The sequence below is a fragment of the Saccharibacillus sp. CPCC 101409 genome (assembly GCF_030518235.1).
Lineage (GTDB): Bacteria > Bacillota > Bacilli > Paenibacillales > Paenibacillaceae > Saccharibacillus.
In genome coordinates this window covers 1-23,712 of record NZ_JAULSA010000031.1, presented here as the reverse complement: position 1 = coordinate 23,712, position 23,712 = coordinate 1, and the positions used below count along the sequence as shown (strand labels likewise).

The window sequence follows — 23,712 nt, the reverse complement described above, 5'->3', positions numbered from 1 at the left end:
GCGGTAGAGCATCGCCTTGCCAAGGCGAGGGTCGCGGGTTCGATTCCCGTCGTCCGCTCCATTATTTGCGCCCTTAGCTCAGCTGGATAGAGCGTTTGACTACGAATCAAAAGGCCGGGAGTTCGAATCTCTCAGGGCGCGCCATTCTTTGTACAAGTGAATAACGGGATGTAGCTCAGCTTGGTAGAGCACCTGGTTTGGGACCAGGGGGTCGCATGTTCAAATCGTGTCATCCCGATTGCTTTTGCGGGTGTAGTTCAATGGTAGAACTTCAGCCTTCCAAGCTGATAGCGTGGGTTCGATTCCCATCACCCGCTCCATTTTTCTAAAGCCGAGACCGGAAGCGGTCTTTTTTGCTATATGGCAGGCGTTTCTTGCGAAGCGCTGTTTTCTTATATGTTCTTGCTTTGGCTCTGCGCAGTTTTAAAGCGGAATACTTCGTTTTTTCTACATAGTTTTTCTCCGCTTCCACGCTGAATTCGTTTCATTTTTCCGAAAAACACCCGGTTGCTTTTTCGTAATAAAGTGAAGATTTATCAAATGAATTGTTGTATGATGTGAAGAAGATGTCAGTTCAGCAAGCAGGCAATGCAGACAGACTGATAGGAGGAGTAACATGACTGAACTTACGGTAACCGCAAGCAAAGGCAGCTCCAACAACTTGCTCAGACGCGACGTGCGGTTTCTGGGAAATATCCTTGGGGAAGTACTCGTACATCATAGCGGCCAGGAACTTTTGGACAAGGTCGAGAAGATACGTGAACTCAGCAAGTCGCTTCGCGCCGTCTATCTGCCCGATCTGCACGAGGAATTCAAACGCGAAATCGACTCTCTTTCTCCGGATATCCGCCACCAGGTCATTCGGGCCTTTGCCATTTATTTTCAACTGGTTAACATCGCGGAACAAAATCATCGGATTCGCAGAAAGCGCGATTACGAACGCTCCGCCGGTGAAGCCGCCCAGCCCGGATCGATCGAGACGACGGTTCAGCAGTTAAAGGAACAGAACTTCTCCTATGAAGAGGTTAAAGCATTTTTGGCCAACCTGTCTTTGGAATTGGTCATGACCGCCCATCCGACCGAAGCGGTGCGCCGGGTTATTCTGGATATTCATAAACGCATTGCCGCCGACGTGATGCAGCTCGACGATCCGTCGCTGACATTCCGGGAACGCGAACAGCTGAGAGAGAAGCTTCTCAACGAAGTAATCACGCTCTGGCAAACCGACGAACTGCGCGACCGCAAACCGACGGTGCTCGACGAAGTGCGAAACGGCATGTATTATTTTCACGAAACGCTGTTCCATGTACTACCGGACGTATACAGCGAATTGGAACGATGTTTGGATAAATATTATCCGGGACACGACTGGCATGTGCCGAACTATCTCCGCTTCGGTTCGTGGATCGGCGGCGATCGGGACGGCAATCCGTCGGTAACGGCCAATATCACCTGGCAGACGCTGCAAATGCAGCGCAAGCTGGCGATTCGGGAATACCACCGCATCATGATCGACCTCATTCATGTGCTCAGCTTCAGCAGCAGTATCGTCAATGTGACGGACGAGCTGTTGGAGTCGATCGAACGCGACCGCGATACGGTATCGGTGGAAGCCAAGTCGAACTGGCATAACGACAACGAGCCTTACCGCGTCAAGCTGACGTATATGATACGCAAATTGGACAACGTACTAGACGATGAAAAAAAAGATTCGCCCGACCGTTACGCCAAGCCGAGCGAGCTGATCGAGGATCTGCGCGTCATCGACCGCAGCCTTCGCTATCATCATGCGGATTACGTAGCGGACCGCGCGATCAAGAAGCTGATTCGCCAGGTCGAGCTGTTCGGCTTCCATACAGCGGCGCTGGATATCCGTCAGCACAGCCAAGAGCATGAAAAAGCAATGACCGAAATCCTGAGCAGCATGAATATCGCCGACAACTACGCGGAACTGGCCGAAGACAAGAAAGTCGAACTTCTGGTGGGACTGCTCGAAGATCCGAGACCGCTGACTACGCCTTATCAGACGTACAGCGAAGGCACGGAAGAATGTCTGCGGGTGTATCGGACGGTATTTGAAGCGCAAAATGAATTCGGGCAGAACTGTATCGGCAGTTATCTGATTAGTATGGCGGAAGCGACAAGCGATATTTTGGAAGTCATGGTATTCTCCAAAGAAGTCGGGTTGTTCCGCCGGGACGCCGACGGGAAGATCACCTGCACGCTGCAGGGTGTTCCGCTGTTCGAAACGATCGACGATCTGCAGGCCGCAAGCGGTATCATGAAGCGACTGTTCGATATTCCGATCTATCGCGAAGCGGTCAGAGCGATGAACGATCAGCATGAAATCATGCTCGGCTACTCGGACAGCAGCAAAGACGGCGGCGTCGTAGCGGCCAACTGGGAACTGCGCGTGGCGCTGAACGAGATTACCGAGATGGCAGGCGGATACGGCATCAAACTGAAATTCTTCCATGGCCGCGGCGGTTCGCTCGGTCGCGGCGGGATGCCGCTCAACCGGAGTATTCTCGCCCAGCCTCCGCATACGGTGGGAGCGGGGATCAAGATTACCGAGCAGGGTGAAGTACTGTCCTCCCGCTATTCGCTCAAAGGGATTGCTTACCGCAGTCTCGAGCAGGCGACTTCGGCGCTGTTGACGGCCGCGGTGGCGGCAACCGATACTTCTTATATGGAAGAAGAACAACAATGGGAAGATATTGCCCGCAGCATTTCGGAAGCTTCGCTGCATAAATATCAGGATCTGATCTTCCGCGATCCCGATTTCCTGTCTTTTTTCAAAGAGGCGACTCCGCTATCGGAAGTCGGCGAGTTGAATATCGGGTCCCGTCCGTCCAAGCGCAAGAACAGCGACCGCTTTGAAGATCTGCGCGCTATTCCGTGGGTATTCGCCTGGACGCAGGGACGTTATCTCGTTCCGGCCTGGTACGCGGCGGGAACGGGCATTCAAAGTTTCTATCAGGGGAAACCCGAGAATCTCGAAACGCTCAAGCGGATGTACGACAGCTTCCCGTTCTTCACATCGCTGATCGACTCGCTGCAAATGGCGATTGCCAAAGCGGACCTGGTTATCGCTAAAGAGTACGCTTCGATGTACGCGGATGAAGAAAGCCGCAGCCGCATCTTCGGATTGATCGAAGAAGAATTCCGTCTGACCAAGCAGCTGATTCTCGATATTACCGGCCAACAGGAGATTCTGGACAATGTGCCGGTGATCCAGGAATCGATTCGTCTGCGCAATCCTTATGTCGATCCGCTCAGCTATTTGCAGGTTCAGCTTCTGTCCGAACTGCGGGAGCTTCGGAGCTCCGAAGAAGGCGACGATCAGGAACTGCTGCGCGAAGTGCTGCTCACGATCAACGGCATCGCGGCTGGGCTGCGCAATACGGGCTGATGCCCTTCGCGACGAACGGCGCGAACGAACGGTTCGCCCGTGCGCTGCGCGCGATCCGCGCAGCGCCGCTTTCGCCGCCGGTTCACGACGGCGGAAACGAAAACCGTGTCCTCCTTTTGGCGGGGACGCGGTTTTTCGCGTTTATGCGCCGGCGCATAAATTTAATCGTGAAAATCATGTAAGAGGTTGGAAGAAGTTACAGCAGCAGTGTTGCTTTTTAACGCCGCATGAATTACGATTTGAACATGACGCATTGCGGAATACCTCCCGATGCCGACGTACCGTACTGCATGAATGCTTGCCTGAAGTTGTTAAGGGAACTAGAAGACATAACGGGAGCGATTCCCGGTTCCCGATCCAGCGGGCTTAGTCTGGGGGAGACATGGTGGACAATCTGGAAACGAGATTGGTGAAGCTTGCGCTCAAAGGAGACCAGAGGGCTTTCGCCGAAATCGTTGATCTCTATAAAGACCGAATTTATCATCTTGCTTATCGGATGTTGAACAATCGTCACGAAGCGGAAGATGTCGTACAGGAAACGTTTTTGCGGGTATACCGCAATCTCGATCGTTACGACCAGGCGCAGAAATTCTCGACCTGGATTTATCGGATCGGAACGAATCTCAGTATCGACCGGCTGCGCAAAAGAAAACCTACATATTCGCTCGACGCGGAAATCGGCGATCAGGACGGCGCCGACGGCTACGCGCTCATTCCGGGCGATAACCGGACACCGGAGACGGAGTATCTCATCTCCGAGACCCGGACGACCATACACGAGGCGATCGACGATCTGCCGCCCAAATATAAAACGGTTATGATTTTAAGATATTTGCAGGAATTGTCGCTGCAGGAGATCAGCGATGTGCTGGATATGCCGGTGACGACAATCAAAACGCGCGTTCACCGCGGCCGTGAATTCCTGCGAAAAAAACTGGAATCGCAGAATCGTTAAGCGATTGCGGTTTTTTTATGCGGAATTGTTGCACGGGCACGCTGCGCAGGGACCCTGCGCGGCAAAGATTTTACAAAAAATCGAACTTGATTGGGACAAAATAAAATTTTGGGCCGAATCCTTCGTTTACGTTGAAACTATATTCGAAGTCCCGCGTATAGAGTAGGGCATAATAAGGCCAAAAACAGATTTTACCGAGTTTTTACGAAAGGATTGGCTCATATGGATTGCAAACAAGCCGTCTCGTTTATGCACGAGTACCTGGATGGAGATCTGCCTTCGGAGCAGGCACGCGAATTACAAAGTCACTTTGACGCCTGTCCGGACTGCCGAGCGGCTTTTCGACGTCTCGAAGAGACGGAGATGATGATCTTCGCCGCAAACCGCAGACCGGCGGAAATATCCGCGCCGGACGATATGACCGACCGCATCATGAGCTTCCTCCCGCAGCCCAAAAAGCACAGCCCTGTCTGGAGTTGGGTGCAGCGCCATCCGGCTTTGACCGCAGCGGCCGCGTTTATCCTTATTATGCTGGGCACGTCGATCGGGTTCTGGAATGCGGATACGCAGCTTGTCGTCAAAGGCAGCGACTTGGAGCGCGTTCAGGTTCAGGGGGATACGGTGATTGTGCCGGAAGGCACGACCGTCAGCGGCGATCTCACCGTCCAACGCGGAAAGCTCGAGATCTACGGCGATGTGGAGGGGAATGTAACGGTAATCGACGGATCGGCGTATCAGGCATCCACCGCGCATGTAACGGGCCAGGTCAAAGATATTCACCAAGCTTTGGACTGGGTCTGGTACAAACTCGGCAATTTCGTCTCCGAAGTCGCGTATCGTTAAAGCCCTTTTGATATCGCAGTAGGCAAAAAAGACGCTTCGCCCGCACGGGTGAAGGCGTCTTTTTTGCTAGATAAGCAGGTGTCGCTTGCAACGCAGGCATGAACGTTATAACCTATAGATACGGAATTCGGACGAGATCTGAACCGCCGGTATATAGAACTACATAGCACCGGTAGCCTGAGAGATACGGAGATAACGGGGGCTTGGGTCATGATGGATTATTTTACAAACCTGACATGGAAAGATTCGATCAAGGATATTGCCGATATTCTGATTGTCACTTATATCGTTTACCAATTGATTCTGCTGGTCCGCGGCACGCGGGCCGTACAGCTGCTCAAAGGCATTCTGGTACTGGTTGTGATCTGGGCGATCAGTATCTGGCTCGATCTGTACACATTGAAGTGGCTGATGGACCGGATGTTCACCTTCGGCGTGCTGGCGCTCTTTATCATTTTCCAGCCGGAGCTGCGGCGCGGGCTGGAGCAGCTCGGCCGCGGCAAGCTGTTCGGCCGGGGAACGGCGGACGAAGCGGAAGTCGGACAGATGATCGGCGAGCTGATGAAAGCCGTCACCTACTTGTCCAGACGCAAGATCGGCGCGCTTGTCGTGTTCGAGAGGCACACCGGGCTCAACGAGTATACGGAATCGGGCATTCCGATGAAGTCCGTAGTCACGTCCGAGCTGCTTATCAATATTTTCACGCCGAATACGCCTCTGCATGACGGGGCCGTTATTATACAGGATCGTACATTGTCGGCGGCGGCCTGTTATTTGCCGCTGTCCGAGAATCCGTTTATCAGCAAAGAACTCGGAACGAGACACCGCGCGGCGATCGGGATCAGCGAAGTGGCCGATTCCATTTCCGTTATTGTATCGGAAGAGACCGGACAGGTCTCGTTGGCCATCGACGGTAAAGTCGTGCGGGATGTCAGCGAAGAAGCGCTGGTATCCAAACTTTACGAGCAGTTGAAGCCGACGACGTCCGCCAAGGAGAAGAAGGGCTTGTTCTGGAGAAAGAAAGGGGACGAGCCGAATGGATAGATGGCTTAGCAACAACACGATTGCCAAAGTGATCGCGCTGGCCGTCGCTCTCATTCTGTGGGCGATGGTTCATGTGGATACGGACACTCCGACCATGACGCGAAACACCCAGGGCAATCAGACGATTACGAATTTATCGGTCGAGCCTTACGGGTTCGACGAAGACAAATATGTGCTGAAATCCGTCGATCCCCAGCGGGTCAGCGTAGAGATATCCGGACAGCGCTCGCAGCTTACTTCGCTGCTCAGCAGCAGCGAGTACCAGGTGAAGCTGGATCTGAGCAATATTTCCGGTCCCGGCCAGTACAAGGTCCCGCTGACGTTCGATCCGCCGTCGGGTGTACAGCTGCTGTCGATCAGTCCCGCCAGAGTCACGGTAACGATCGAAGAGAAAGTGACGAAAAATTTCAATGCGGTCGTGCTTACGACGGGAACGCCCGCCGAAAGTTATGCGGAACTCGACCCGATTTTTGAAAATGGAAACGAAGTTCAGGTCACGCTGCCGGCCAGCGAAATGAAGCAGGTGCAGAAGATTCAGGGCGAGATGAGTATCGACGGCGCGACGGAGACGGTATCGAGCACCCTCAAGCTGATTGCGTACAGCAACAACGGGGAAGTGCTGGAAGACGCCGTGATTACGCCTGCGTCGCTCAAAGTTCAGATCCCGATTTCGAGCAGCTTGTCCTCCAAGACGCTTCCGCTCAACGTCAGTTACAGCGGAGAGCTGCCCGACGGCCTTGCTCTGTCCGATGTGCAGGGCAATGCGAAGCAGGTGACGCTGTACGGGCCCGAAGAAGTGCTGAAAGAACTGGACAGCTATCCGCCGGTCGCGCTCGACCTGGGCGAGATCAGCGAAGAAGGCGCAACGACGTATACGGAGAAGCTTGCGCCTCCGAGCGGCGTCAGCCGGATCGTGCCCGCTTCCGTCAACTATACGGTCAAAGTCGTGCCTTATCAGCAAAAAACGATCGCCGGCGTGCCGGTCAATATCGTGGGCGCGGCGGAGAACGCCGAAGCGGTTCTGACAAGTCCGGCATCGCGAACCGTCAGCGTAACGGTGGAGGGAGCGCCCGACCTGCTGACCGCTATCGGTCCGGACGATATTAAGCTGACCGCCGACGTCAGCGGGCTGGACGCGGGCAAACACGATGTAGAACTCAAAGTCGAACTGCCCGATTATATCCGTATGAGCAGGGAAAGCGCGCTGTCGGTAGCCGTGGAAATCACACAGACCGAGGAAAAGCCCGCCGATCCGGAGGAAACGCCCAGCACGGCGCCGACGAATACGGAGGAAGAGCCGGAGACGGACTCCGGCGGCGAAAGCACTCCTCCGGCCGATACGGACGAGCCGCAGACGGAAACGCCGGCCGACCCGGGGAATACGGTGGAGCCTCCGGCCGATACGGAAGAGACTCCTCCTCCGGCCGAGGATGAAGGCGGAACGCAGGAACCCGACGTCAATCCCGAAGAAAACAGCGGTGATTCGACTCCGGGCGATTCGGCTCCCGGCGCGGGAACTCCCGATGCCGGGACCGGAGCCGGCGCCGAAACGACGCCCTAGCCGAATACCGGGGCGGTAGAAGCACGATCGAACAAGGAATGACTAAAATATCAATCGAAATTCGAATACGTCGCGCTGCGCACGTCTTTGAAATAAAAGGAGAACGAACAACGTATGGGAAAGTATTTTGGAACTGACGGCGTACGCGGAGTCGCCAACCGGGAATTGACAGCCGAACTGGCTTACAAGATCGGACGCTGCGGCGGCTATGTGCTGGCGGGCAAAGTCGAGAAGCCGACGATACTGATCGGGATGGATACGCGTATTTCCGGATTGATGCTGGAATCTGCGCTGATCGCGGGCCTGCTGTCGATCGGAGCGAACGTCGTGCGTCTGGGCGTCGTTTCAACGCCGGCGGTCGCTTATCTGACCCGCACGATGAAAGCCGATGCGGGCGTGATGATCTCCGCTTCGCACAATCCGGTTCAAGATAACGGAATCAAGTATTTCGGCGGCGACGGCTTCAAGCTGTCCGATGAGACCGAACTTGAGATCGAAGCGCTGATGGATGCCGAGATCGACGAACTGCCTCGTCCGATCGGCGAAGGACTCGGAACGATTGTCAACGACGACGATTCGAAGTTCGTGTACCTCGATTATCTCAAAACGACCGTGAGTACATCGTTCGCCGGCCTGAAAATCGTACTGGACTGCGCGCACGGCTCGGCTTACGAGCTGGCGCCGCGCTTGTTCCGCGATCTGGGCGCGGAAATTATTACGCTCGGCACGGAGCCGAACGGACTCAACATCAACGATCATGTCGGCTCGACGCATCCGGAAGCGCTGCGCGAAGAAGTGCTGCGCAGCGGCGCGCATCTCGGCCTGGCGTTCGACGGCGACGCGGACCGCCTGATTGCCGTGGACGACAAAGGCGAGATCGTGGACGGCGACTTTATTCTGTGCATCTGCGGCGACGCGATGAACCGCAGCGGCAAACTGAACGGCGGCACGATCGTGACCACCGTAATGAGCAATATCGGTTTCTACAAAGCGGCCGAGAAGCTGGGATTGAATACGGTCAAAACGGCGGTCGGCGACCGCTACGTCATGGAAGAGATGCGCAAGGGCGGCTACAACCTGGGCGGCGAACAATCCGGTCATGTTATTTTCCTCGACCACAATACGACGGGAGACGGCATGTTGACCGCGATCCAGCTGGTCGATACGCTGGCCGCGGCGGGCAAGCCGCTGAGCGAACTCAAAGCGATGATGCGCCAGTATCCGCAGCTGCTCGTCAACGTGCGGGTACAGGACAAGAGCAATTACGAAGGCAATCCGGCGATCCTGGCCGCCGTGGAAGCGGTGGAGCGCGAGCTCGGCAGCGAAGGCCGCGTACTGGTGCGTCCTTCCGGCACGGAAGCGCTGATTCGCGTAATGGCGGAAGGGCCGGACAAAGACCAGCTCGATCGCGTTGTCGGGCAGATCGCCGATGTGGTGCGCAGCGAACTGGTCTGAAGGACCGGATTCGCGGCGGCCCGCGCCGGGTAAATGAAGATGTGGTCGCCGGAGTTGTAAACCGACTTATCCTGTCATATAATGATGAGGTGCCCGCTTGGAATCAGGCGGGCATCTCTATTATATTGTTCTCAAGACCAATGATGCTTGGCTTCACTCATACATAGAAAGCGAGGATTGTAAGGTAACGGATTCATAAGCGCCAGAGCTTAGGCTGCGGAACGGAAGGCGCGGGGAAGCGAGAGCTTTTCCTGCGCTGCCATGCTTAAGCTGACGAGGTGGAGGTGTTCGAAATTTTCGGCGGGGACCTCCCGGTACGGCATCAAACCGTAAGCGGATTTCGCAAAACGGACGGGCGACCGTTCGCACAAACGAACCGCGGATGCTCATTCATCGGGCTTTTCGTGTCGACAGATCGAAACGCAAAGCTCAAACGGCCGAATGCAAATGCAGCGAGGCTGTATTTTTCGGTGCGTCAATTTGGAAAAAGCGAATATTGCGTCAACCGCGGGAGCAGTGCGTCCGAACGACTCTGGAACGCTACTTTTCGTAAGCTTTGTTTGCTGTTTCAAAATGTAGAGCTTTGCCTATCCGATTCCGCTCGAAGCCCGGTACCCAAACCCATGAGCGGAGGAAATTAAACATGTGTGGAATCGTAGGATATATCGGAGCAAGAAATACGCAGGACGTACTGATCGAAGGTCTGTCGAAGCTGGAATACCGCGGGTATGACTCGGCGGGCATCGCGGTATACACGGACGGCGGACTGCGAGTGACCAAAGCGCTCGGCCGTCTGGTTAACCTGGAAAACAAGCTGGAAGGCGCGCCGCTGGTCGGTTCGATCGGCATCGGTCATACCCGTTGGGCGACGCACGGCAAACCGTCCGACGTCAATTCCCACCCGCATACCGATGCGACGCAGAAATTCTCGGTCGTGCACAACGGCATCATCGAGAATTATCTGGATCTGAAAGAAGAGCTGATCGCAAGCGGCGTGGAATTCGTTTCCGAGACGGACACCGAAGTCATTTCCCACCTGGTTGCTCGCGAATATAACGGCGATATCGTGGAAGCCGTACAAAAAGCGATCAAGCATCTGCGCGGCGCGTTTGCGCTGGGCGTGCTGACCGAATACGAGCCGGACCGCCTTGTGGCGGTACGACAGGCAAGCCCGCTGATTATCGGAATCGGCGAAAACGAAAACTTCATCGGCTCGGATATTCCGGCCATCCTGAAATATACGCGCAACGTGTTCATTCTGAACGACGGCGAAATGGCGCTGCTGACCCGCGATACCGTCAAACTGATGACGATCGAAGGCAACGAAATTACCCGGGAAATGACGCATATCGAATGGGACGCCATCACAGCCGAAAAAGGCGGTTACGAGCACTTTATGCACAAAGAAGTGCATGAGCAGCCTCGCGCATACCAGGATACGATGCGCGGACGCATCGACGAAAGCGGCAAAAAAGTCGTGCTGCCGGACTTCCATATGACGGCGCAGCAGATCAAAAATCTCAAAAACGTACAGATTATCGCCTGCGGCACGGCTTACCATGCCGGTCTGGTGGGACGTACGGTGCTGGAACGCCTGGTGCGTATTCCGGTCGAAACGGACGTTGCGTCCGAGTACCGCTACCGTTCGCCGATCGTATCCCCGGAAACGCTGGTGATCGTAGTCAGCCAATCGGGCGAAACGGCGGATACGCTGGCCGCTCTGCGCGAAGCGCACGCCAACGGCGCGCACGTCCTGGCAATCACGAACGTTGTCGGCAGCTCCATCGCACGCGACGCGGACGACGTGATCGCGACGCTGGCCGGACCGGAAATCGCCGTGGCTTCGACCAAAGCGTATACGTCGCAGCTGATCGCGTTCTACCTGCTCGGTTTGTACTTCGCGCAGGTTCGCGGCACGCAGGATGAAGCTCAGGTCTCGGAGACGCTGGCAGCCATGCAGGCTCTGCCGGAGCAAGTCGAATCGATCCTGGCCCGCGAAGAAGAAATCAAAGTTTATGCGGAGAAATTCTCCTCGCACAAGCACTTGTTCTTTATCGGACGCGGACTGGACTTTGCGGCCGCTCAGGAAGGCTCGCTGAAGCTGAAAGAAATCTCGTACATTCACTCCGAAGCTTACCCGGCCGGCGAATTGAAACACGGAACGCTTGCGCTGATCGAAGACGGCGTACCGGTAATCGCGCTGGCGACCGAGCAGGCGCTGCTGGAGAAAACGGTCAGCAACATCAAGGAAGTCAAAGCGCGCGGCGGCGAAGTGCTGGCGATCTGCTATGAAGAAGACGAGAAGGAACTGCTGAAATCGGTCGATGAAGTATTCACCATTCCGAAGACGCTGCCTTTGCTGACGCCTTCCCTGTCGGTTGTCGCTTTGCAGCTGCTGGCGTACTACGCTTCCCTGGCTCTGGGCCTCGACGTGGACAAACCGCGCAACCTGGCGAAGAGCGTAACGGTGGAGTAAGAACGGATTTTGTGAGTTCGGCTTGAAGTTTATAAAAGGATTAGCTCCGGTTCGCCCGGGCTAATCCTTTTTTGCTGCGCGTTTGGAGATTCATGTTGATCAGTGCGACAGCGCCTCCGCGTCTGCTTGTGCCGATGCACCTTTTCGGTGCCCGCCGCCAGCGCGATCCGGTAATACTCGCATTTATGCTCGATGACCTGCATCGTCTTCAGCAGTTCCCGCATCTGCGTTTCGACCGTGGCTTTGCGTTCCCGGAACATGTCGAACCGCTGCTGCAAAGTGGCGTCGCCGTCGGAACACCAGTCGATGAACGTCTTGATTTCCTTGATCGGCATACTGGTCGATTTCAGGCATTCGATGATGCGCAGCGCTTCCAGATCGGATTCTTTAAAAAAGCGGGTTCCGCCGGAGGTGCGCTCGACAAACGGCATCAAGCCTTCTTTATCGTAGTAGCGCAGCGTATAAGGAGTGAGATTCAATTCTCTGGCAGCTTCGCCGATGGTATAAGTTTTCATGACTCGGGATCTCCTTTATTTCAAAATCTAAATATAGAGCGAACTCTAATACGGCTCGATTCTAACACTGCCTTGACCGGCTGTCAAAGCGATCGGCTTGCGCCGGATCAAAATCCAAAATCGCGCTTGACTTACAGTTAACTCTAAGGCTTAGCATGGGGTTGCAGCACCGATCATCAACAATCCCAATGAAATTCCAGGAGGTTTTCCAATGTCAACAGCTCAAGCGCGCGCCGTCTTCCAGGCCGAAGGTCCGTTCCAATCCGCCGAGATTCAACGCCGGGACCTCCAACCGCACGATATTTTGATCGAAATCAAATACGCCGGGATCTGCCATTCCGATATTCACAGCGCCCGCGGCGAGTGGGGACCGGTTCAATATCCGTTTGTACCGGGACACGAGATCGCTGGCATCGTTGCGGCGGTCGGTTCCGCGGTGACCGGTCACACGGTCGGCGACCGGGTCGGCGTAGGCTGCATGGTCGATTCCTGCGGCGAGTGCGTGCACTGTCATAACGGCGAAGAGCAGTACTGCCTCGAAGGCATGACGGGCACTTACGGCGCGGTCGACCGCTACGGACAATATACGCAGGGCGGCTATTCCAGCCATATCGTCGTTACGGAAGAGTTTGTCGTAAGAATCCCGGACGGAATCGCTTTGGACGCGGCGGCTCCGCTGCTCTGCGCCGGTATCACGACCTACTCGCCGCTGCGCCACTGGGAAGCGGCTCCCGGCAAGAAGATCGCGGTCGTCGGCCTCGGCGGTCTGGGGCATATGGCGGTGAAGTTTGCCCATGCGATGGGAGCCGAAGTAACCGTGCTGTCGCAAACGCTGAAAAAGAAAGAAGACGGCTTGAAGCTCGGCGCCGATCGTTATTATGCAACAAGCGACGCGGAGACGTTCAAGGCGCTGGCCGGATCGTTCGATCTGATCGTCAATACTGTAAGCGCGCAGATCGACATCAATGCGTATCTGTCGCTGCTGGCGGTCGACGGTACGCTGGTTAATGTCGGAGCTCCATCGGAACCGCTGCCGGTGCAGGTGTTCTCGCTGATTCCGCAGCGCCGTTCGTTTGCGGGCTCGTCGATCGGCGGCATTCGCGAAACGCAGGAAATGCTGGACTTCTGCGCGGAGCACGGTATTACGCCCGAGATCGAAGTCATTTCCGCCGACCGGATCGACGAAGCCTGGGAACGCGTGCTGGCCTCGGATGTCAAATACCGGTTTGTGATCGATATTGCCACGCTGTAAGCGTAGGTTGAACAGTAAATAGCACAGCGATCCCGGCAATCTGCCGTTTGTTTGCCGAAGGCCCGACGTATCTACTCAGCGTCGGGCTTTTTCTTATTGATGCGACAATCGCTGCCGATATGCTTTAGGCGGCATCCCGTAAGCCTTCGTAAACTGCCGCGTAAAATAGTTGCTGTCGTTGAACCCGCATTCGTACGAGATCTGCGTTACCGGCAGGTCGCTGCGTTTGAGCAGCATGCGGGAGCGTTCCAGGCGCAGGCTTTGCAGGTAGGACACCGGGGTCGTGCGGTAATACGCTTTGAACATGCGGTTCAGGTGGCGGACCGAGATGCCGGCCTGTGAGGCGATCTGTTCCAGGGTCAGCGGCTCCAGATAATGGTCTTCCATAAACGAAACGGCGTTCGCCAGATGCGTCAGGGAGTCTGGCGCTTCGCGGCTCTGCGTATCGTAGTTGCGGCAAAGGTAGACGACCAGCTCCATAAACCTTGCGATCAGCATCGTTTGATACCCTTGAAGCTTCTGTTCGTATTCGCCGATCATGGCCGCAATCAGCGCTCCGACATGCTCCACGCCCGCCATGGGCAGGCTCAGCTTGTCCGACCGCGCGCGCCTGTCCGAATAAAGCGGCTGCAGCACGAACAGCGCCTGAAAACCCGTCGAGATGCGCAGGTCCGGCCCCGCGGCCGCCAGCATCTCGGGCCGGTACATAATATTGCAAATTTTAAAATCGTGCGGTTCCTTATAGGCATGCGCCGTCGTCCCGTTGATGACGAAGGCGTTGCCTTTTTTGATAAAAGATTCTTCGTCGTTGACGATATGCCTGGCGTTGCCGCTCAGCACGATGACCAGTTCCGAGAAATCCACATGCCGGTGCAGATCCATATCTTCGTCGTGTCCGCCGTATTGAATAAAGAAAGGAAAAGCGTTGTCCGTCGTAAACCAGTTCAGATAAACGCTGCTCATAATCGTACCTCCGAGCTTCGGGTCCGGATCGCGGAATGCCCCGAAATGAATGTCTATATCATGCTAGTTCGGGACCGGAAAATCAAGGCTGCCCCGTCTGTACTTCCGTAAAATTCGAGGTGGAGAAAACGCGGTGGACAAGCGAAAATGAAAAAGTTGCAAGCGTATTCAACCGTAAAGCGCGGCCTGCGAGACCGTCCCGGCGGCGCGTTTTCTATCCGACCATAGAAATTGGGGGAACAACCATGAACAAGCGCAAATGGATGGCGGCCGCAGCGGCGGCTCTGACGATGGGACTGCTGGCGGGATGCGGAGGCCCAAGCGGAAAAGAAACGGACGGCGCGGCGGAAGGAGATCCGACGGCGCCGATCAGCTTCTCTTTCTTCGGCGCGGACCCGAATCCGAACTGGAACAATATGCAGGACGCGGTGGGCAAAGCCATTACGGAAAAAACGGGTGTTACGATTAATGCGGAATTCGCCGTAGCCGATCCGTCGCAGAAGCTGGCGCTGGTCGTCGCGAGCGGCGAGTATCCGGAACTGCTGAGCGCAAAAGGCGACGTGGACAAATTTATCGAAGCCGGCGCGATGCTCGATCTGACCGACCTGATCGACAAGTACGCGCCGAACATCAAGAAAGTGTACGGCGATCAGCTGAAACGTCTGCGTTACAGTAACGAAGATCAATCGATCTACGTGCTTCCCACATACTCGGCGGTAGGCACCAAGACGCTCGTTGCGGGCGCCGGATTCGAACTTCAGCACAAAGCGGTGAAAGAAGCGGGCTACCCGGAGGTCAAAACGCTGGAAGATTACGAGAAAGTGATCCGCGATTACGTGGCGAAGCATCCGACCGACGAGCAGGGCAATCCGACGATCGGCATGACGCTGAACGCGGACGACTGGCATATGTCGATTACCGTGACCAATCCAGCCGCCGAAGTGACGGGCAAATCGGGCGACGGCGAATATTACATCGACCCGAAGACGTACGAAGCGACCTACCATTACCGCACGGAAGGCGAGAAAGAATACTTTAAATGGCTGAACCGTATGTATAACGACGGGCTGCTGGACAAAGATACTTTCGTGCAGAAAAACGATCAGTATCTGGCAAAAGTGTCTTCGGGCCGCGTGGTCGGTATCGTGGACGCGGACTGGGGCTATGCCGAAGCGGAGAATTCCCTGAAAAGCGCCGGCAAATACGAAGATACGTACGGCCATTACTCGGTTACGCTGTCGGATCGATATAAGGATAACCGGATGCAGTCGACGGGCTTTATGTCCGGCTGGGGCGTAGGCATTACGACCGCGTGCAAAGACCCGGTTCGCGCGATTAAATTCCTCGACTACCTGGCTTCCGACGAAGCGCAGATCATGAACAACTGGGGCATCGAAGGCGAGCAGTACCAAGTCGAAGACGGCAAACGCGTCGTTCCGGCGGACGTGCAGGATCGCATCACGAACGATAACTCGGCATTCAGCCGGGAGACGGGCCTCGGCTTCTACTCGCTGATGAGCGCGCGTTACGGCGACGGCGTGCAGGACCCGAGCGGCAACTATTATACGAAAAATACGCCCGATCTGATCTCCGCCAACTACAGCGAGGCCGATAAGGAAACGCTGGCGGCTTACGACGCGAAGACCTGGATGGATCTGTTCCCGAACGAAGACGAGTTTCCGGTCAAACCTTGGGGAGCGGCCTGGAATATCGCGGTGCCGAGCAGCGACAACGTAACTCTGCTGACGAATCAGATGAAAGATATTACGTGGAAAAGGATACCGGAGATGGTCGTCGCCAAGCCGGAGAAATTCGACGGGCTGTGGGACGCTTATCAGCAGGAGCTGATCGACGGCGGCGTGGAGAAGATGGAACAGGGCTTTACCCGCTATGTCCAGGACCTGGTGAAGCTCTGGAACAATTGAGCGCGGGCCGGCTCGGCGAATAGATAAAGATCAGAATAGGAGTGCGGAGCAAATGAAATACGCAAACCCGGTTATTCCCGGTTTTCATCCCGATCCCAGCATCTGCCGGGTAGGCGAAGATTATTATCTGGTTACAAGCACCTTCGAATATTTTCCGGGCGTGCCCGTATTCCACAGCCGCGATCTGGTGCACTGGCGCCGGATCGGGCACTGTCTGACGAACGAAGTCCAGCTGCCTCTGGGCGAGGCTGGCAGCTCGGGCGGCATCTTTGCCCCGACGCTGCGGCATCACGACGGCTGGTTCTATATGACGACGACGAATGTAAGCGGGATCGGAAATTTTTATGTGCGCGCGCGGAATCCCGCAGGCCCGTGGTCCGATCCGATTCCCGTCGCCCAGGGCGGGATCGATCCGTCGCTGCTGTTCGACGAAGACGGGAAGGTCTACTTCCAGTCGGCCTGCGACGGCGGCGAAGGAAACGGAATCTATCAATGCGAGATGGAGATCGAGACCGGCGTCCTGCTAACTCCAAGCCGTCTGATCTGGCAGGGCACGGGCGGAGCGTGTCCGGAGGGACCGCATCTGTACAAAGTCGGCGCACTTTATTACCTGATGATCGCGGAAGGCGGCACCGAGTACGGCCATATGGAGACGATTGCCAGAAGCGCGCAGCCGTACGGCCCGTACGAAGCGTGCCCGCACAATCCGATTCTTTCGCATCGAAGCATGGACAGCGGGATTCAGGCGACCGGTCATGCCGATCTCGTGCAGGCGCAGGACGGAAGCTGGTGGGCGGTGCTGCTCGGCATCCGTCCCGCCGCGTACCCCAAGCGCCACCATCTGGGCCGCGAGACTTTTCTGGCGCCGGTGACGTGGACGGAAGACGGTTGGCCGATCTTCGGCCGGGGCGGAGTGATCGACGGCGAGATGCAAGCGCCGCAGCTGCCGGCAAGAGTCTGGCCGCAGCCGCCGGTCCGGGATCATTTCGAGTCGGAAGAACTGGGGCTGGAATGGATCTTTCTGCGCAACCCGAGGCCGGGCAGCCGGTCGCTGCGCGAGCGGCGCGGTTATCTGGCGCTTCGGGGCGACAAAACGACGCTGGACGACGGCAAAGCGCCGGTCTTCGTCGGCCGGCGGCTATCGCACTTTCGCTGCCGGACAGCCGCTTCGCTGACCTTCGAACCGCGGGCAGACGGACAAGAAGCCGGCCTGACCCTGTTTATGAACGAGAAGTATCATTACGACCTGTTCATTGCGCGGCGCGAAGGACGCAAAGCGGTCGTACTGCGCAAAAGAGTCGGATCGATGATAACGGAGCAGGTCTACGACTGCCCGGCCGGTCCGGTCGTTCTGGAAGCCGATGCGCGCCCGGACCTGTTCTTCTTCCGCTTTGGGCCGGAAGAAGGAAGCGGACAGCGGGTCGACGCCGGAAGCGGCGAAACGCATTTCCTGTCCACCGAAATGGCGGGAGGATTTACCGGCGTAATCATCGCCATGTATGCCGTCGGCGGACCGTGCCCCGGCGAAAGCGAACCCGCGCTGTTCGACTGGTTCGATTATGAGCCGCTGGAGACAGACGCGCGGCAGGCGGCGGATTGATCGGCCGTTCGCAGCAGACCCCCGATTCGCCCATTCGGGCGTCGGGGGTTTTATGATAAAAAAACAACTGGTTTTCAGCCGAAAAAAAGGTATAATAAATTCACTGTGAAACTTACAAATTAAACCAGTTAGCAACCTTTTGCATAACGGGCTCCCGATCCGAACTTCCATGAAAATTTCCTCTTGCTAAAGGAGCGAACCGATTGAACATCCGCAAGTCCTTCACGAAGCTGGTTACGCCGGCCGTTTCGGCCCGCAAGTTTTTCGTTTTTCTGCTGATTGTCACCACCGTGCTGCTCGCCGCTCCGTCGATCGGGCAGGTGAGCGCGGATATGACGGCGGTCGCGCCCGAAGATCCGAATATCCAGTACGTCGGCCGCTGGGACCAAAGCGCGCCGGATACGTACCGCGGCTATTGGGCCGGCACTTCGTTCACGGCCGGATTCACCGGCACAAGCGTGCGGCTCAAGCTGGGTTCGGCGCCCGCGCCGGCCGGTTCCGATCTGTATGCGTCGATCGACGGCGGTCCTTACCGGCTGTATAAGAACGCTTCGGGCATCGTGAATCTAACGCGCCGTCCGCTTGAGGAAGGCACGCATACCGTAAGCGTCGTTACGCGAAACATCCTCGATGTAATCTCGTTTCAGGGCCTGCTTCTGGACGAAGGCGCGCAGACGGCGGAAGCCCCCAAGCGGCAGCGCTGGATCGAGTTCGTCGGCGATTCGATTACGGTCGGCTATAAGACGCCGGGCGTGTCGATGGACTCGTACGCCTGGCTGACCGCGGAGCGGCTAAACGCGGATCATACGCAGATCGCGTATACGGGCATCTGCCTGACGAACGGCGTCTCCTGCAACGGCCATCCGCCGCTCGGAATGAGCGGGCAGTACTTCAAGCTTCAGCCGATCGATTACGCGAACTCGCCGGACTGGGATTTTGCCGGTCGGCAGCCGGACGCGGTGGTGGTCAATCTGGGCACGAACGACGAGCGGGCCGGTGTAGAGCCGGAAACGTTCCGGCGGGAGTACGCGGAATTCCTGCGCCGGCTGCGCGACGTTCATCCCGGCAGCGAGCTGGTCGTGATCCGTCCGCTGAACGGCTATATGGCGGACGCCGCCGCGCTTGCGGTCCAGGATCGCGCGGGCGAAGGCGAAACGCGGCTGCATCTGGTCGAAACGGCCGGCTGGCTGTCGGCGGACGCCGGGGATTTCAACGATGCGCTGCATCCGTCGGTGCAGGGCAACGCGAAGATGGCGGACCGGCTGGCGCCGGCGCTGCAGGACGTACTGGGATGGTAAAACCGGTTTGACGATTGGGCGGGGTTCCGGAGCTTAGACGCTTCGGGACCTTTTTTGCGGCAAACAAGAAAGAAGCGGGCGGCGGTGGTATAATAGGCGGTAACGGCAAGGAGGGAACGCGATGATTCTGGTAAGTTCATGCCTGGCCGGGCAGACGGTCCGCTACAACGGAACGCACAGCCTGAACGCCGGCATTCGCGCGGAAGTCGAAGCGGGGCGCGCCGCCGCGGTCTGTCCCGAACTGCTCGGAGGCTTCGTCACGCCCCGCGAACCGGCGGAGATTGTCGGCGGAGGCGGCGACGACGTGCTCGACGGCCGGGCGCGCGTGATCGAGATTTCCGGCGCCGATGTGACCGAGCTGTATCTGCGCGGCGCGCGGCTTACGCTGGAGAAAGCTCGCGAGCTCGGCGCGCATACGGTCGTTTTGAAAGAAAACAGCCCTTCGTGCGGCAGCGCCGAGATCTATAACGGGGCTTTCGACGGAACCAAAGCCGCCGGGCACGGCGTCACGACGGCGCTGCTGCGCAGACACGGGATTACGGTGCTGTCGGAGCACAACTACCGCGAATCCCTAAACCATTCAACCAAAGGAGAACGACAGGCATGATTGCAAAGACGGAACAAGAAATCGAAGGTTTGAAAAAAATAGGACGGATCGTCGCGCTGATTCGCGACGAACTCAAAGAAATGGCGAAGCCGGGAGTCCGCACGATCGATCTGGATCTGCGCGCGGCCGAGCTGTTCGAAGAACACGGAGCGGTGTCGGCGCCGAAGTCGACATACGACTTTCCGGGCTATACCTGCATCAGCATCAATGAAGAAGTGGCGCACGGCATTCCGGGGGAACGCGTGATTCAGGAAGGCGATCTGGTCAATGTGGACGTCTCGGCTTCCTGCGACGGTTACTTTGCCGATACGGGCGTATCGTTCGTGGCCGGACAGGGCGATCCGCGCCTGGTCAAGCTGTGCGAAGCGGCGGTGGAAGCGTTCGAAGCGGGAGCCGCGAAGATCAAAGCGGGCTCCAAGCGCAACAATGCGGGCAAAGCGGCGTACAACGCGGCGCGCAAGCGCGGCTTCAATATGATCGAGAACCTGACCGGTCACGGGATCGGCCTGTCGCTGCACGACGAACCGGAATATATCCTGAGCTACTACGATCCGACCGATACCGATCTGTGGAAAGACGGCGCGGTTATCGCGTTCGAACCGTTCGTCTCCACCAATGCGCGCGAAACGTTCGAAGACGAGCACGACGGCTGGACGCTCAAAACGGACGACGGCAGCTTTGTGGCCCAGTATGAACATACGATGATCATCACCAAAGGCGAACCGATCATTTTGACCAAATAGGGCCCGAGGCCGGGACCGAAACGGGCTCGAAAAACTTTTTTAAAAAAATCAAAAAAACTTTTATAAAAAAGTGATCCAAAGAATGAACCGCTGCGTTTCATCCAATGAGAGCGTCACAGAACAACTTCCGACCAACCCATCGTCCCTCTGACGCGACACCGGCGGGCGCTCTCGATTCAACCGGCGACGACCCATCGCCGCCGTGCTTCCCGCGGCCCAGAAGACGCAGCTTTGATCGCAGCATTTCAACCAACGATTGCAGCATACGCAGCTTATCTCCAGTACACACAGCAATTTCTTCGGCACATCCGAACTTTTTGCGGCAGACATCACGAACATACACCCGCCGCGGGAACGCCAAAAACCCCCGATCTCACCGGATCGGGGGTTTTTGTGTGCGCTGCGGAGCGAACGCTTGGTGCGGCGCGCGGTTTGAACGGCTGCGGAAGCAGCCGACGAGAAAGCGCCGGTCCCGCGCCGGCTTCGATCTCTGTCGAAGCGGCGAGGCCGGCGGACCAACGGATAAGGGCGCGGACCGATACAAAAGGAATCGGCGGGATCTAAGCGCCGCCTCCGGTGGTCGAAGCCAGCAGGGCCTCGACGCTCAGCACCAGCACGAGCCGGTCGCCGTGTTCGAACACCGACGGCAGGAAGCGGCGGCTGGCGGTTTCCTCGTTTTCGGACAGCGCCGTTTCCGGCACGGAAGCCGTATCGTCGAGCGAGTCCACGAGCAGCGCCACTTTTTCGCGGCGCAGCAGAATGAATTTATCGGTATCCTGCTGCTGTTCATACGAGACGTTCAGCTTTTTGCGGAGACTGAGAATGGTATAGATATCTTCCCGGATCTTGACAACGCCTTCATGCCAGTCTGCGGAGAACGGAATCGACGTGCCGGGCTTGGAATTCTGGATTTCGTCGATCTCGCCGAACGGAATCCCATAAGTTTTGTCCGCCAGTTTGAATAAAATAAAATCGCTCATCGTATCGCCGGTCTCCTTCGTTTACGGATAGGCTCTTTCGCGGGAAGCGAAAAGAACGGGTGTACCGTCATTATAGGCTATCGGCCGCCGCCTTTCTACCCGTAAAGGCAAAAGGAGCGCGGTTTTTCGCGGTCGGCGGCTGTTCAGGAAGAAGCGGGCATGGTACACTGAAAGCGTGCGATTCGTCGAAGAAGACCGGTCGGAACGCGCCTCAAAATTAGGACCAGATACTAAATCATATACGCTTTGAACAATCGCTTGAAGCGAAGGGAGCAGTCGACGTGTTGTATCAACCCATTGCCAGATTTGCCAGAATGCTGCTGCGCGGTTTCGGAAAGTTCGAGATTATCGGGGCGGAGAAGCTGCCCAAAGAAGGCGGCTACGTGATTACGTGTACGCACCGGGGCTGGATGGACGTGGTGGCGCTCGGCACGTCGATTCTGCCGGCCGAGGTTCATTTTATGGCCAAAAAAGAATTGTTCAGCAAAAAGATCGCCGATAAATTCCTGCGCGATATCAATGCTTTTCCGGTGGACCGCGAGAATCCGGGGCCGAGCAGCCTCAAAGTGCCGATCCAACTGCTGAAGCAGGGCAAAACGATCGGGATCTTCCCGTCGGGCACCCGCACGTCCGAAGACGTGCCGCTCAAGCGCGGCGCCGTGACCATTGCGAATCTGGCGAAGGTGCCGATCGTGCCGGCCGCTTATTCGGGTCCCAAGGGACTGAAAGACCTGCTGCGCGGAGAAAAAACGCGGATCGTGATCGGCGATCCGATCCCGACCGCCGGCGGCGAGCCGTCGCAGGGCAAAAAGGACCTCGGCGAATTGACCGACCGCCTGGCGCTGGCGATGAGCAATCTCGAAGCCGGCGTCGCGAGTCTCGATTGACGGGCGGCTGGGCGCCGGAACATGCCGTTACGGCGGAGGAAGCGGCGGCGCTGATCGCCGCGCAGTTCCCGCGGCTGGCTCCGCCGCGCGTCGAACCTTTCGGCGAAGGGTTCGACAATACGATTTTTCGCGTCAACGAAAAATGGGTGTTCCGCTTTCCGCGGCGCGCGCTCGCCGCGGAGCTGCTGCGCACCGAGCTCCGGCTGCTGCCGGAGCTGGCCGGGCGGCTGCCGCTCGCCGTGCCGGAGCCGGTGTACATCGGCTCCGGCGGGAACGGCTGCCCGTGGCCGTTCGCGGGCTTCACGCTCGTCGCAGGGAGCGTGCCGGAGACCCCGACGCGCGCGCAGCGGCTGGCGTCGGCGGAGCCACTCGCGCTGTTCCTGCGCGAGCTGCACGGCTTTCCCGCGGCGCAGGCGCGGGAACTGGGCCTGCGGCCCGACACGCTCGGACGGCTCGACCTCGCGAAGCGCCGCCCGATGCTGGAGGCGAACCTCCTCGCGCTGGAGGAAGCCGGCCCGTGGGCCGGCGCCGCGGCGGCGCTTGATTTTGCGCGCGGCTCCGGCGCGCACGGGCCCGCGGCCCGGCCGCACGCGCCGGCTGTCGTGCCGGTGCACGGCGACCTGCACCTCCGCAACCTGATTGCGGACGGGGAAGGCAGGGTCTGCGGCGTCATCGACTGGGGCGACGCGCATCTGGGGCATCCGGCGATCGATCTGTCGATCGCCTACGCGTTTCTCCCGCCGGAAGGGCGGGAGATCTTCTTCGCCGCATACGGCGAAGCGGACGCGGACACCCGGCGGCTCGCCCGTTTCAAGGGCGTGTACACCGCCGTGCTCCTGCTGCGCTACGCGCGGGCGCGAGGCGAGGCCGATCTGGCCGCCGCGGCCGAAGAAAGTGTGCGGCTCGCGCTGGAATAGCGCGGGCCGCATTTTGCGTCCGGCCGGCAAAGCCGTTATTCGTCCGGCTTCGCTGCCGAATAACGGCGCAGACGCAGTTATTTTCGATCCCGGACGAGATTATTTTAAAATAACGTCACAGGTACACTTATTTCGCGTAAAAGTCTGCATATAAGCGAAAAGACGAGAATTTAAGTGTATATTGGACCTCTGTCAAGATAGTAGACAGTAATTAAAGGACCCGTTAAGCGACTTTTTTCTTGAACCGTGCGGCAAACTGAACCGGGGACAGATCGCCAA

General features: G+C 57.4%; 18 protein-coding genes and 3 tRNA genes. 18 read left to right on the top strand and 3 right to left on the bottom strand.

Translation table 11 applies throughout. The features are described 5' to 3' along the window. Positions 1–67: 67 nt before the first annotated feature. From QWJ34_RS26660 to glmS, 10 genes are all read left to right on the top strand, one after another. Positions 68–144 (top strand) — tRNA-Arg (locus tag QWJ34_RS26660). 20 nt (positions 145–164) lie between these two features. Next, positions 165–238 (top strand) — tRNA-Pro (locus QWJ34_RS26655). A gap of 8 nt (positions 239–246) precedes the next feature. Further along, positions 247–320: transfer RNA gene (locus tag QWJ34_RS26650), tRNA-Gly, on the top strand. A gap of 296 nt (positions 321–616) precedes the next feature. Then, positions 617–3,412 (top strand): phosphoenolpyruvate carboxylase, encoded by a 2,796-nt coding sequence (gene ppc / locus QWJ34_RS26645; RefSeq protein WP_302732161.1) that lies wholly within the window; start codon positions 617–619, stop codon positions 3,410–3,412. A gap of 382 nt (positions 3,413–3,794) precedes the next feature. Beyond that, the gene (gene sigW / locus QWJ34_RS26640) at positions 3,795–4,367 is read left to right on the top strand and encodes an RNA polymerase sigma factor SigW (RefSeq protein WP_302732160.1); all 573 of its coding nucleotides are present in this window, start codon (positions 3,795–3,797) and stop codon (positions 4,365–4,367) included. A 222-nt stretch (positions 4,368–4,589) separates the two neighbouring features. After that, the gene (locus QWJ34_RS26635) at positions 4,590–5,210 is read left to right on the top strand and encodes a zf-HC2 domain-containing protein (RefSeq protein ID WP_302732159.1); all 621 of its coding nucleotides are present in this window, start codon (positions 4,590–4,592) and stop codon (positions 5,208–5,210) included. 210 nt (positions 5,211–5,420) lie between these two features. Further along, positions 5,421–6,254: a diadenylate cyclase CdaA gene (gene cdaA, locus QWJ34_RS26630; protein WP_302732158.1), complete on the top strand. Its 834-nt coding sequence runs from the start codon at positions 5,421–5,423 to the stop codon at positions 6,252–6,254. After that, on the top strand, positions 6,247–7,815 hold the full coding sequence (locus QWJ34_RS26625; RefSeq protein WP_302732156.1) for a CdaR family protein: 1,569 nt from the start codon (positions 6,247–6,249) through the stop codon (positions 7,813–7,815). The genes cdaA and QWJ34_RS26625 overlap by 8 nt, the downstream gene beginning before the upstream one ends. Positions 7,816–7,929: 114 nt before the next feature. Continuing rightward, positions 7,930–9,270 carry a phosphoglucosamine mutase gene (glmM, locus tag QWJ34_RS26620; protein WP_302732154.1) on the top strand — a complete coding sequence of 447 codons (1,341 nt, stop codon included), beginning with the start codon at positions 7,930–7,932 and terminating at the stop codon, positions 9,268–9,270. Between the two features lie 643 nt (positions 9,271–9,913). Continuing rightward, entirely contained in the window at positions 9,914–11,746 is a 1,833-nt protein-coding gene (glmS, locus tag QWJ34_RS26615) for a glutamine--fructose-6-phosphate transaminase (isomerizing) (protein ID WP_302732152.1), read from the top strand. A gap of 29 nt (positions 11,747–11,775) precedes the next feature. Here glmS and QWJ34_RS26610 read toward each other — a convergent pair whose 3' ends face one another. Then, positions 11,776–12,261, bottom strand: a complete 486-nt coding sequence (locus tag QWJ34_RS26610) for a MerR family transcriptional regulator (protein ID WP_302732150.1) — start codon at positions 12,259–12,261, stop codon at positions 11,776–11,778. 211 nt (positions 12,262–12,472) lie between these two features. On the opposite strand from QWJ34_RS26610, the gene QWJ34_RS26605 reads away from it, so the two are divergent. Next, positions 12,473–13,513, top strand: coding sequence for an NAD(P)-dependent alcohol dehydrogenase (locus QWJ34_RS26605; RefSeq protein WP_302732148.1), 1,041 nt, complete (start codon positions 12,473–12,475; stop codon positions 13,511–13,513). A 93-nt stretch (positions 13,514–13,606) separates the two neighbouring features. On the opposite strand, the gene QWJ34_RS26600 is transcribed toward QWJ34_RS26605, so the two are convergent. Then, positions 13,607–14,476, bottom strand: a complete 870-nt coding sequence (locus QWJ34_RS26600; protein ID WP_302732147.1) for a helix-turn-helix domain-containing protein — start codon at positions 14,474–14,476, stop codon at positions 13,607–13,609. Positions 14,477–14,721: 245 nt separating this feature from the next. Here QWJ34_RS26600 and QWJ34_RS26595 point away from each other — a divergent pair, with 245 nt between their 5' ends. The 5 genes from QWJ34_RS26595 to map all read left to right on the top strand — a co-directional run bounded on the left by QWJ34_RS26595 (position 14,722) and on the right by map (position 20,649). Then, complete coding sequence (locus tag QWJ34_RS26595; RefSeq protein ID WP_302732146.1) at positions 14,722–16,401, top strand: ABC transporter substrate-binding protein; 1,680 nt, start codon at positions 14,722–14,724, stop codon at positions 16,399–16,401. A 52-nt stretch (positions 16,402–16,453) separates the two neighbouring features. Continuing rightward, positions 16,454–18,001 carry a glycoside hydrolase family 43 protein gene (locus tag QWJ34_RS26590; RefSeq protein ID WP_302732145.1) on the top strand — a complete coding sequence of 516 codons (1,548 nt, stop codon included), beginning with the start codon at positions 16,454–16,456 and terminating at the stop codon, positions 17,999–18,001. A gap of 203 nt (positions 18,002–18,204) precedes the next feature. After that, the gene (locus tag QWJ34_RS26585) at positions 18,205–19,299 is read left to right on the top strand and encodes an SGNH/GDSL hydrolase family protein (RefSeq protein WP_302732143.1); all 1,095 of its coding nucleotides are present in this window, start codon (positions 18,205–18,207) and stop codon (positions 19,297–19,299) included. 121 nt (positions 19,300–19,420) lie between these two features. After that, on the top strand, positions 19,421–19,906 hold the full coding sequence (locus QWJ34_RS26580; RefSeq protein WP_302732142.1) for a 2-thiouracil desulfurase family protein: 486 nt from the start codon (positions 19,421–19,423) through the stop codon (positions 19,904–19,906). Further along, positions 19,903–20,649: a type I methionyl aminopeptidase gene (map, locus tag QWJ34_RS26575; protein WP_302732141.1), complete on the top strand. Its 747-nt coding sequence runs from the start codon at positions 19,903–19,905 to the stop codon at positions 20,647–20,649. The genes QWJ34_RS26580 and map overlap by 4 nt, the downstream gene beginning before the upstream one ends. A 560-nt stretch (positions 20,650–21,209) precedes the next feature. On the opposite strand, the gene QWJ34_RS26570 is transcribed toward map, so the two are convergent. Further along, complete coding sequence (locus QWJ34_RS26570; protein ID WP_302732139.1) at positions 21,210–21,629, bottom strand: chemotaxis protein CheW; 420 nt, start codon at positions 21,627–21,629, stop codon at positions 21,210–21,212. A gap of 284 nt (positions 21,630–21,913) precedes the next feature. On the opposite strand from QWJ34_RS26570, the gene QWJ34_RS26565 reads away from it, so the two are divergent. Then, positions 21,914–22,516 (top strand): lysophospholipid acyltransferase family protein, encoded by a 603-nt coding sequence (locus tag QWJ34_RS26565; protein WP_483314313.1) that lies wholly within the window; start codon positions 21,914–21,916, stop codon positions 22,514–22,516. After that, on the top strand, positions 22,513–23,433 hold the full coding sequence (locus QWJ34_RS26560) for a phosphotransferase (RefSeq protein WP_302732137.1): 921 nt from the start codon (positions 22,513–22,515) through the stop codon (positions 23,431–23,433). The genes QWJ34_RS26565 and QWJ34_RS26560 overlap by 4 nt, the downstream gene beginning before the upstream one ends. Positions 23,434–23,712: the final 279 nt, after the last annotated feature.

Coding starts and splice junctions, on each gene's coding strand:
- ppc (WP_302732161.1), top strand. CDS start 617: ATGACTGAACTTACGGTAACCGCAAGCAAAGGCAGCTCCAACAACTTG.
- sigW (WP_302732160.1), top strand. CDS start 3,795: ATGGTGGACAATCTGGAAACGAGATTGGTGAAGCTTGCGCTCAAAGGA.
- QWJ34_RS26635 (WP_302732159.1), top strand. CDS start 4,590: ATGGATTGCAAACAAGCCGTCTCGTTTATGCACGAGTACCTGGATGGA.
- cdaA (WP_302732158.1), top strand. CDS start 5,421: ATGATGGATTATTTTACAAACCTGACATGGAAAGATTCGATCAAGGAT.
- QWJ34_RS26625 (WP_302732156.1), top strand. CDS start 6,247: ATGGATAGATGGCTTAGCAACAACACGATTGCCAAAGTGATCGCGCTG.
- glmM (WP_302732154.1), top strand. CDS start 7,930: ATGGGAAAGTATTTTGGAACTGACGGCGTACGCGGAGTCGCCAACCGG.
- glmS (WP_302732152.1), top strand. CDS start 9,914: ATGTGTGGAATCGTAGGATATATCGGAGCAAGAAATACGCAGGACGTA.
- QWJ34_RS26610 (WP_302732150.1), bottom strand. CDS start 12,261: ATGAAAACTTATACCATCGGCGAAGCTGCCAGAGAATTGAATCTCACT.
- QWJ34_RS26605 (WP_302732148.1), top strand. CDS start 12,473: ATGTCAACAGCTCAAGCGCGCGCCGTCTTCCAGGCCGAAGGTCCGTTC.
- QWJ34_RS26600 (WP_302732147.1), bottom strand. CDS start 14,476: ATGAGCAGCGTTTATCTGAACTGGTTTACGACGGACAACGCTTTTCCT.
- QWJ34_RS26595 (WP_302732146.1), top strand. CDS start 14,722: ATGAACAAGCGCAAATGGATGGCGGCCGCAGCGGCGGCTCTGACGATG.
- QWJ34_RS26590 (WP_302732145.1), top strand. CDS start 16,454: ATGAAATACGCAAACCCGGTTATTCCCGGTTTTCATCCCGATCCCAGC.
- QWJ34_RS26580 (WP_302732142.1), top strand. CDS start 19,421: ATGATTCTGGTAAGTTCATGCCTGGCCGGGCAGACGGTCCGCTACAAC.
- map (WP_302732141.1), top strand. CDS start 19,903: ATGATTGCAAAGACGGAACAAGAAATCGAAGGTTTGAAAAAAATAGGA.
- QWJ34_RS26570 (WP_302732139.1), bottom strand. CDS start 21,629: ATGAGCGATTTTATTTTATTCAAACTGGCGGACAAAACTTATGGGATT.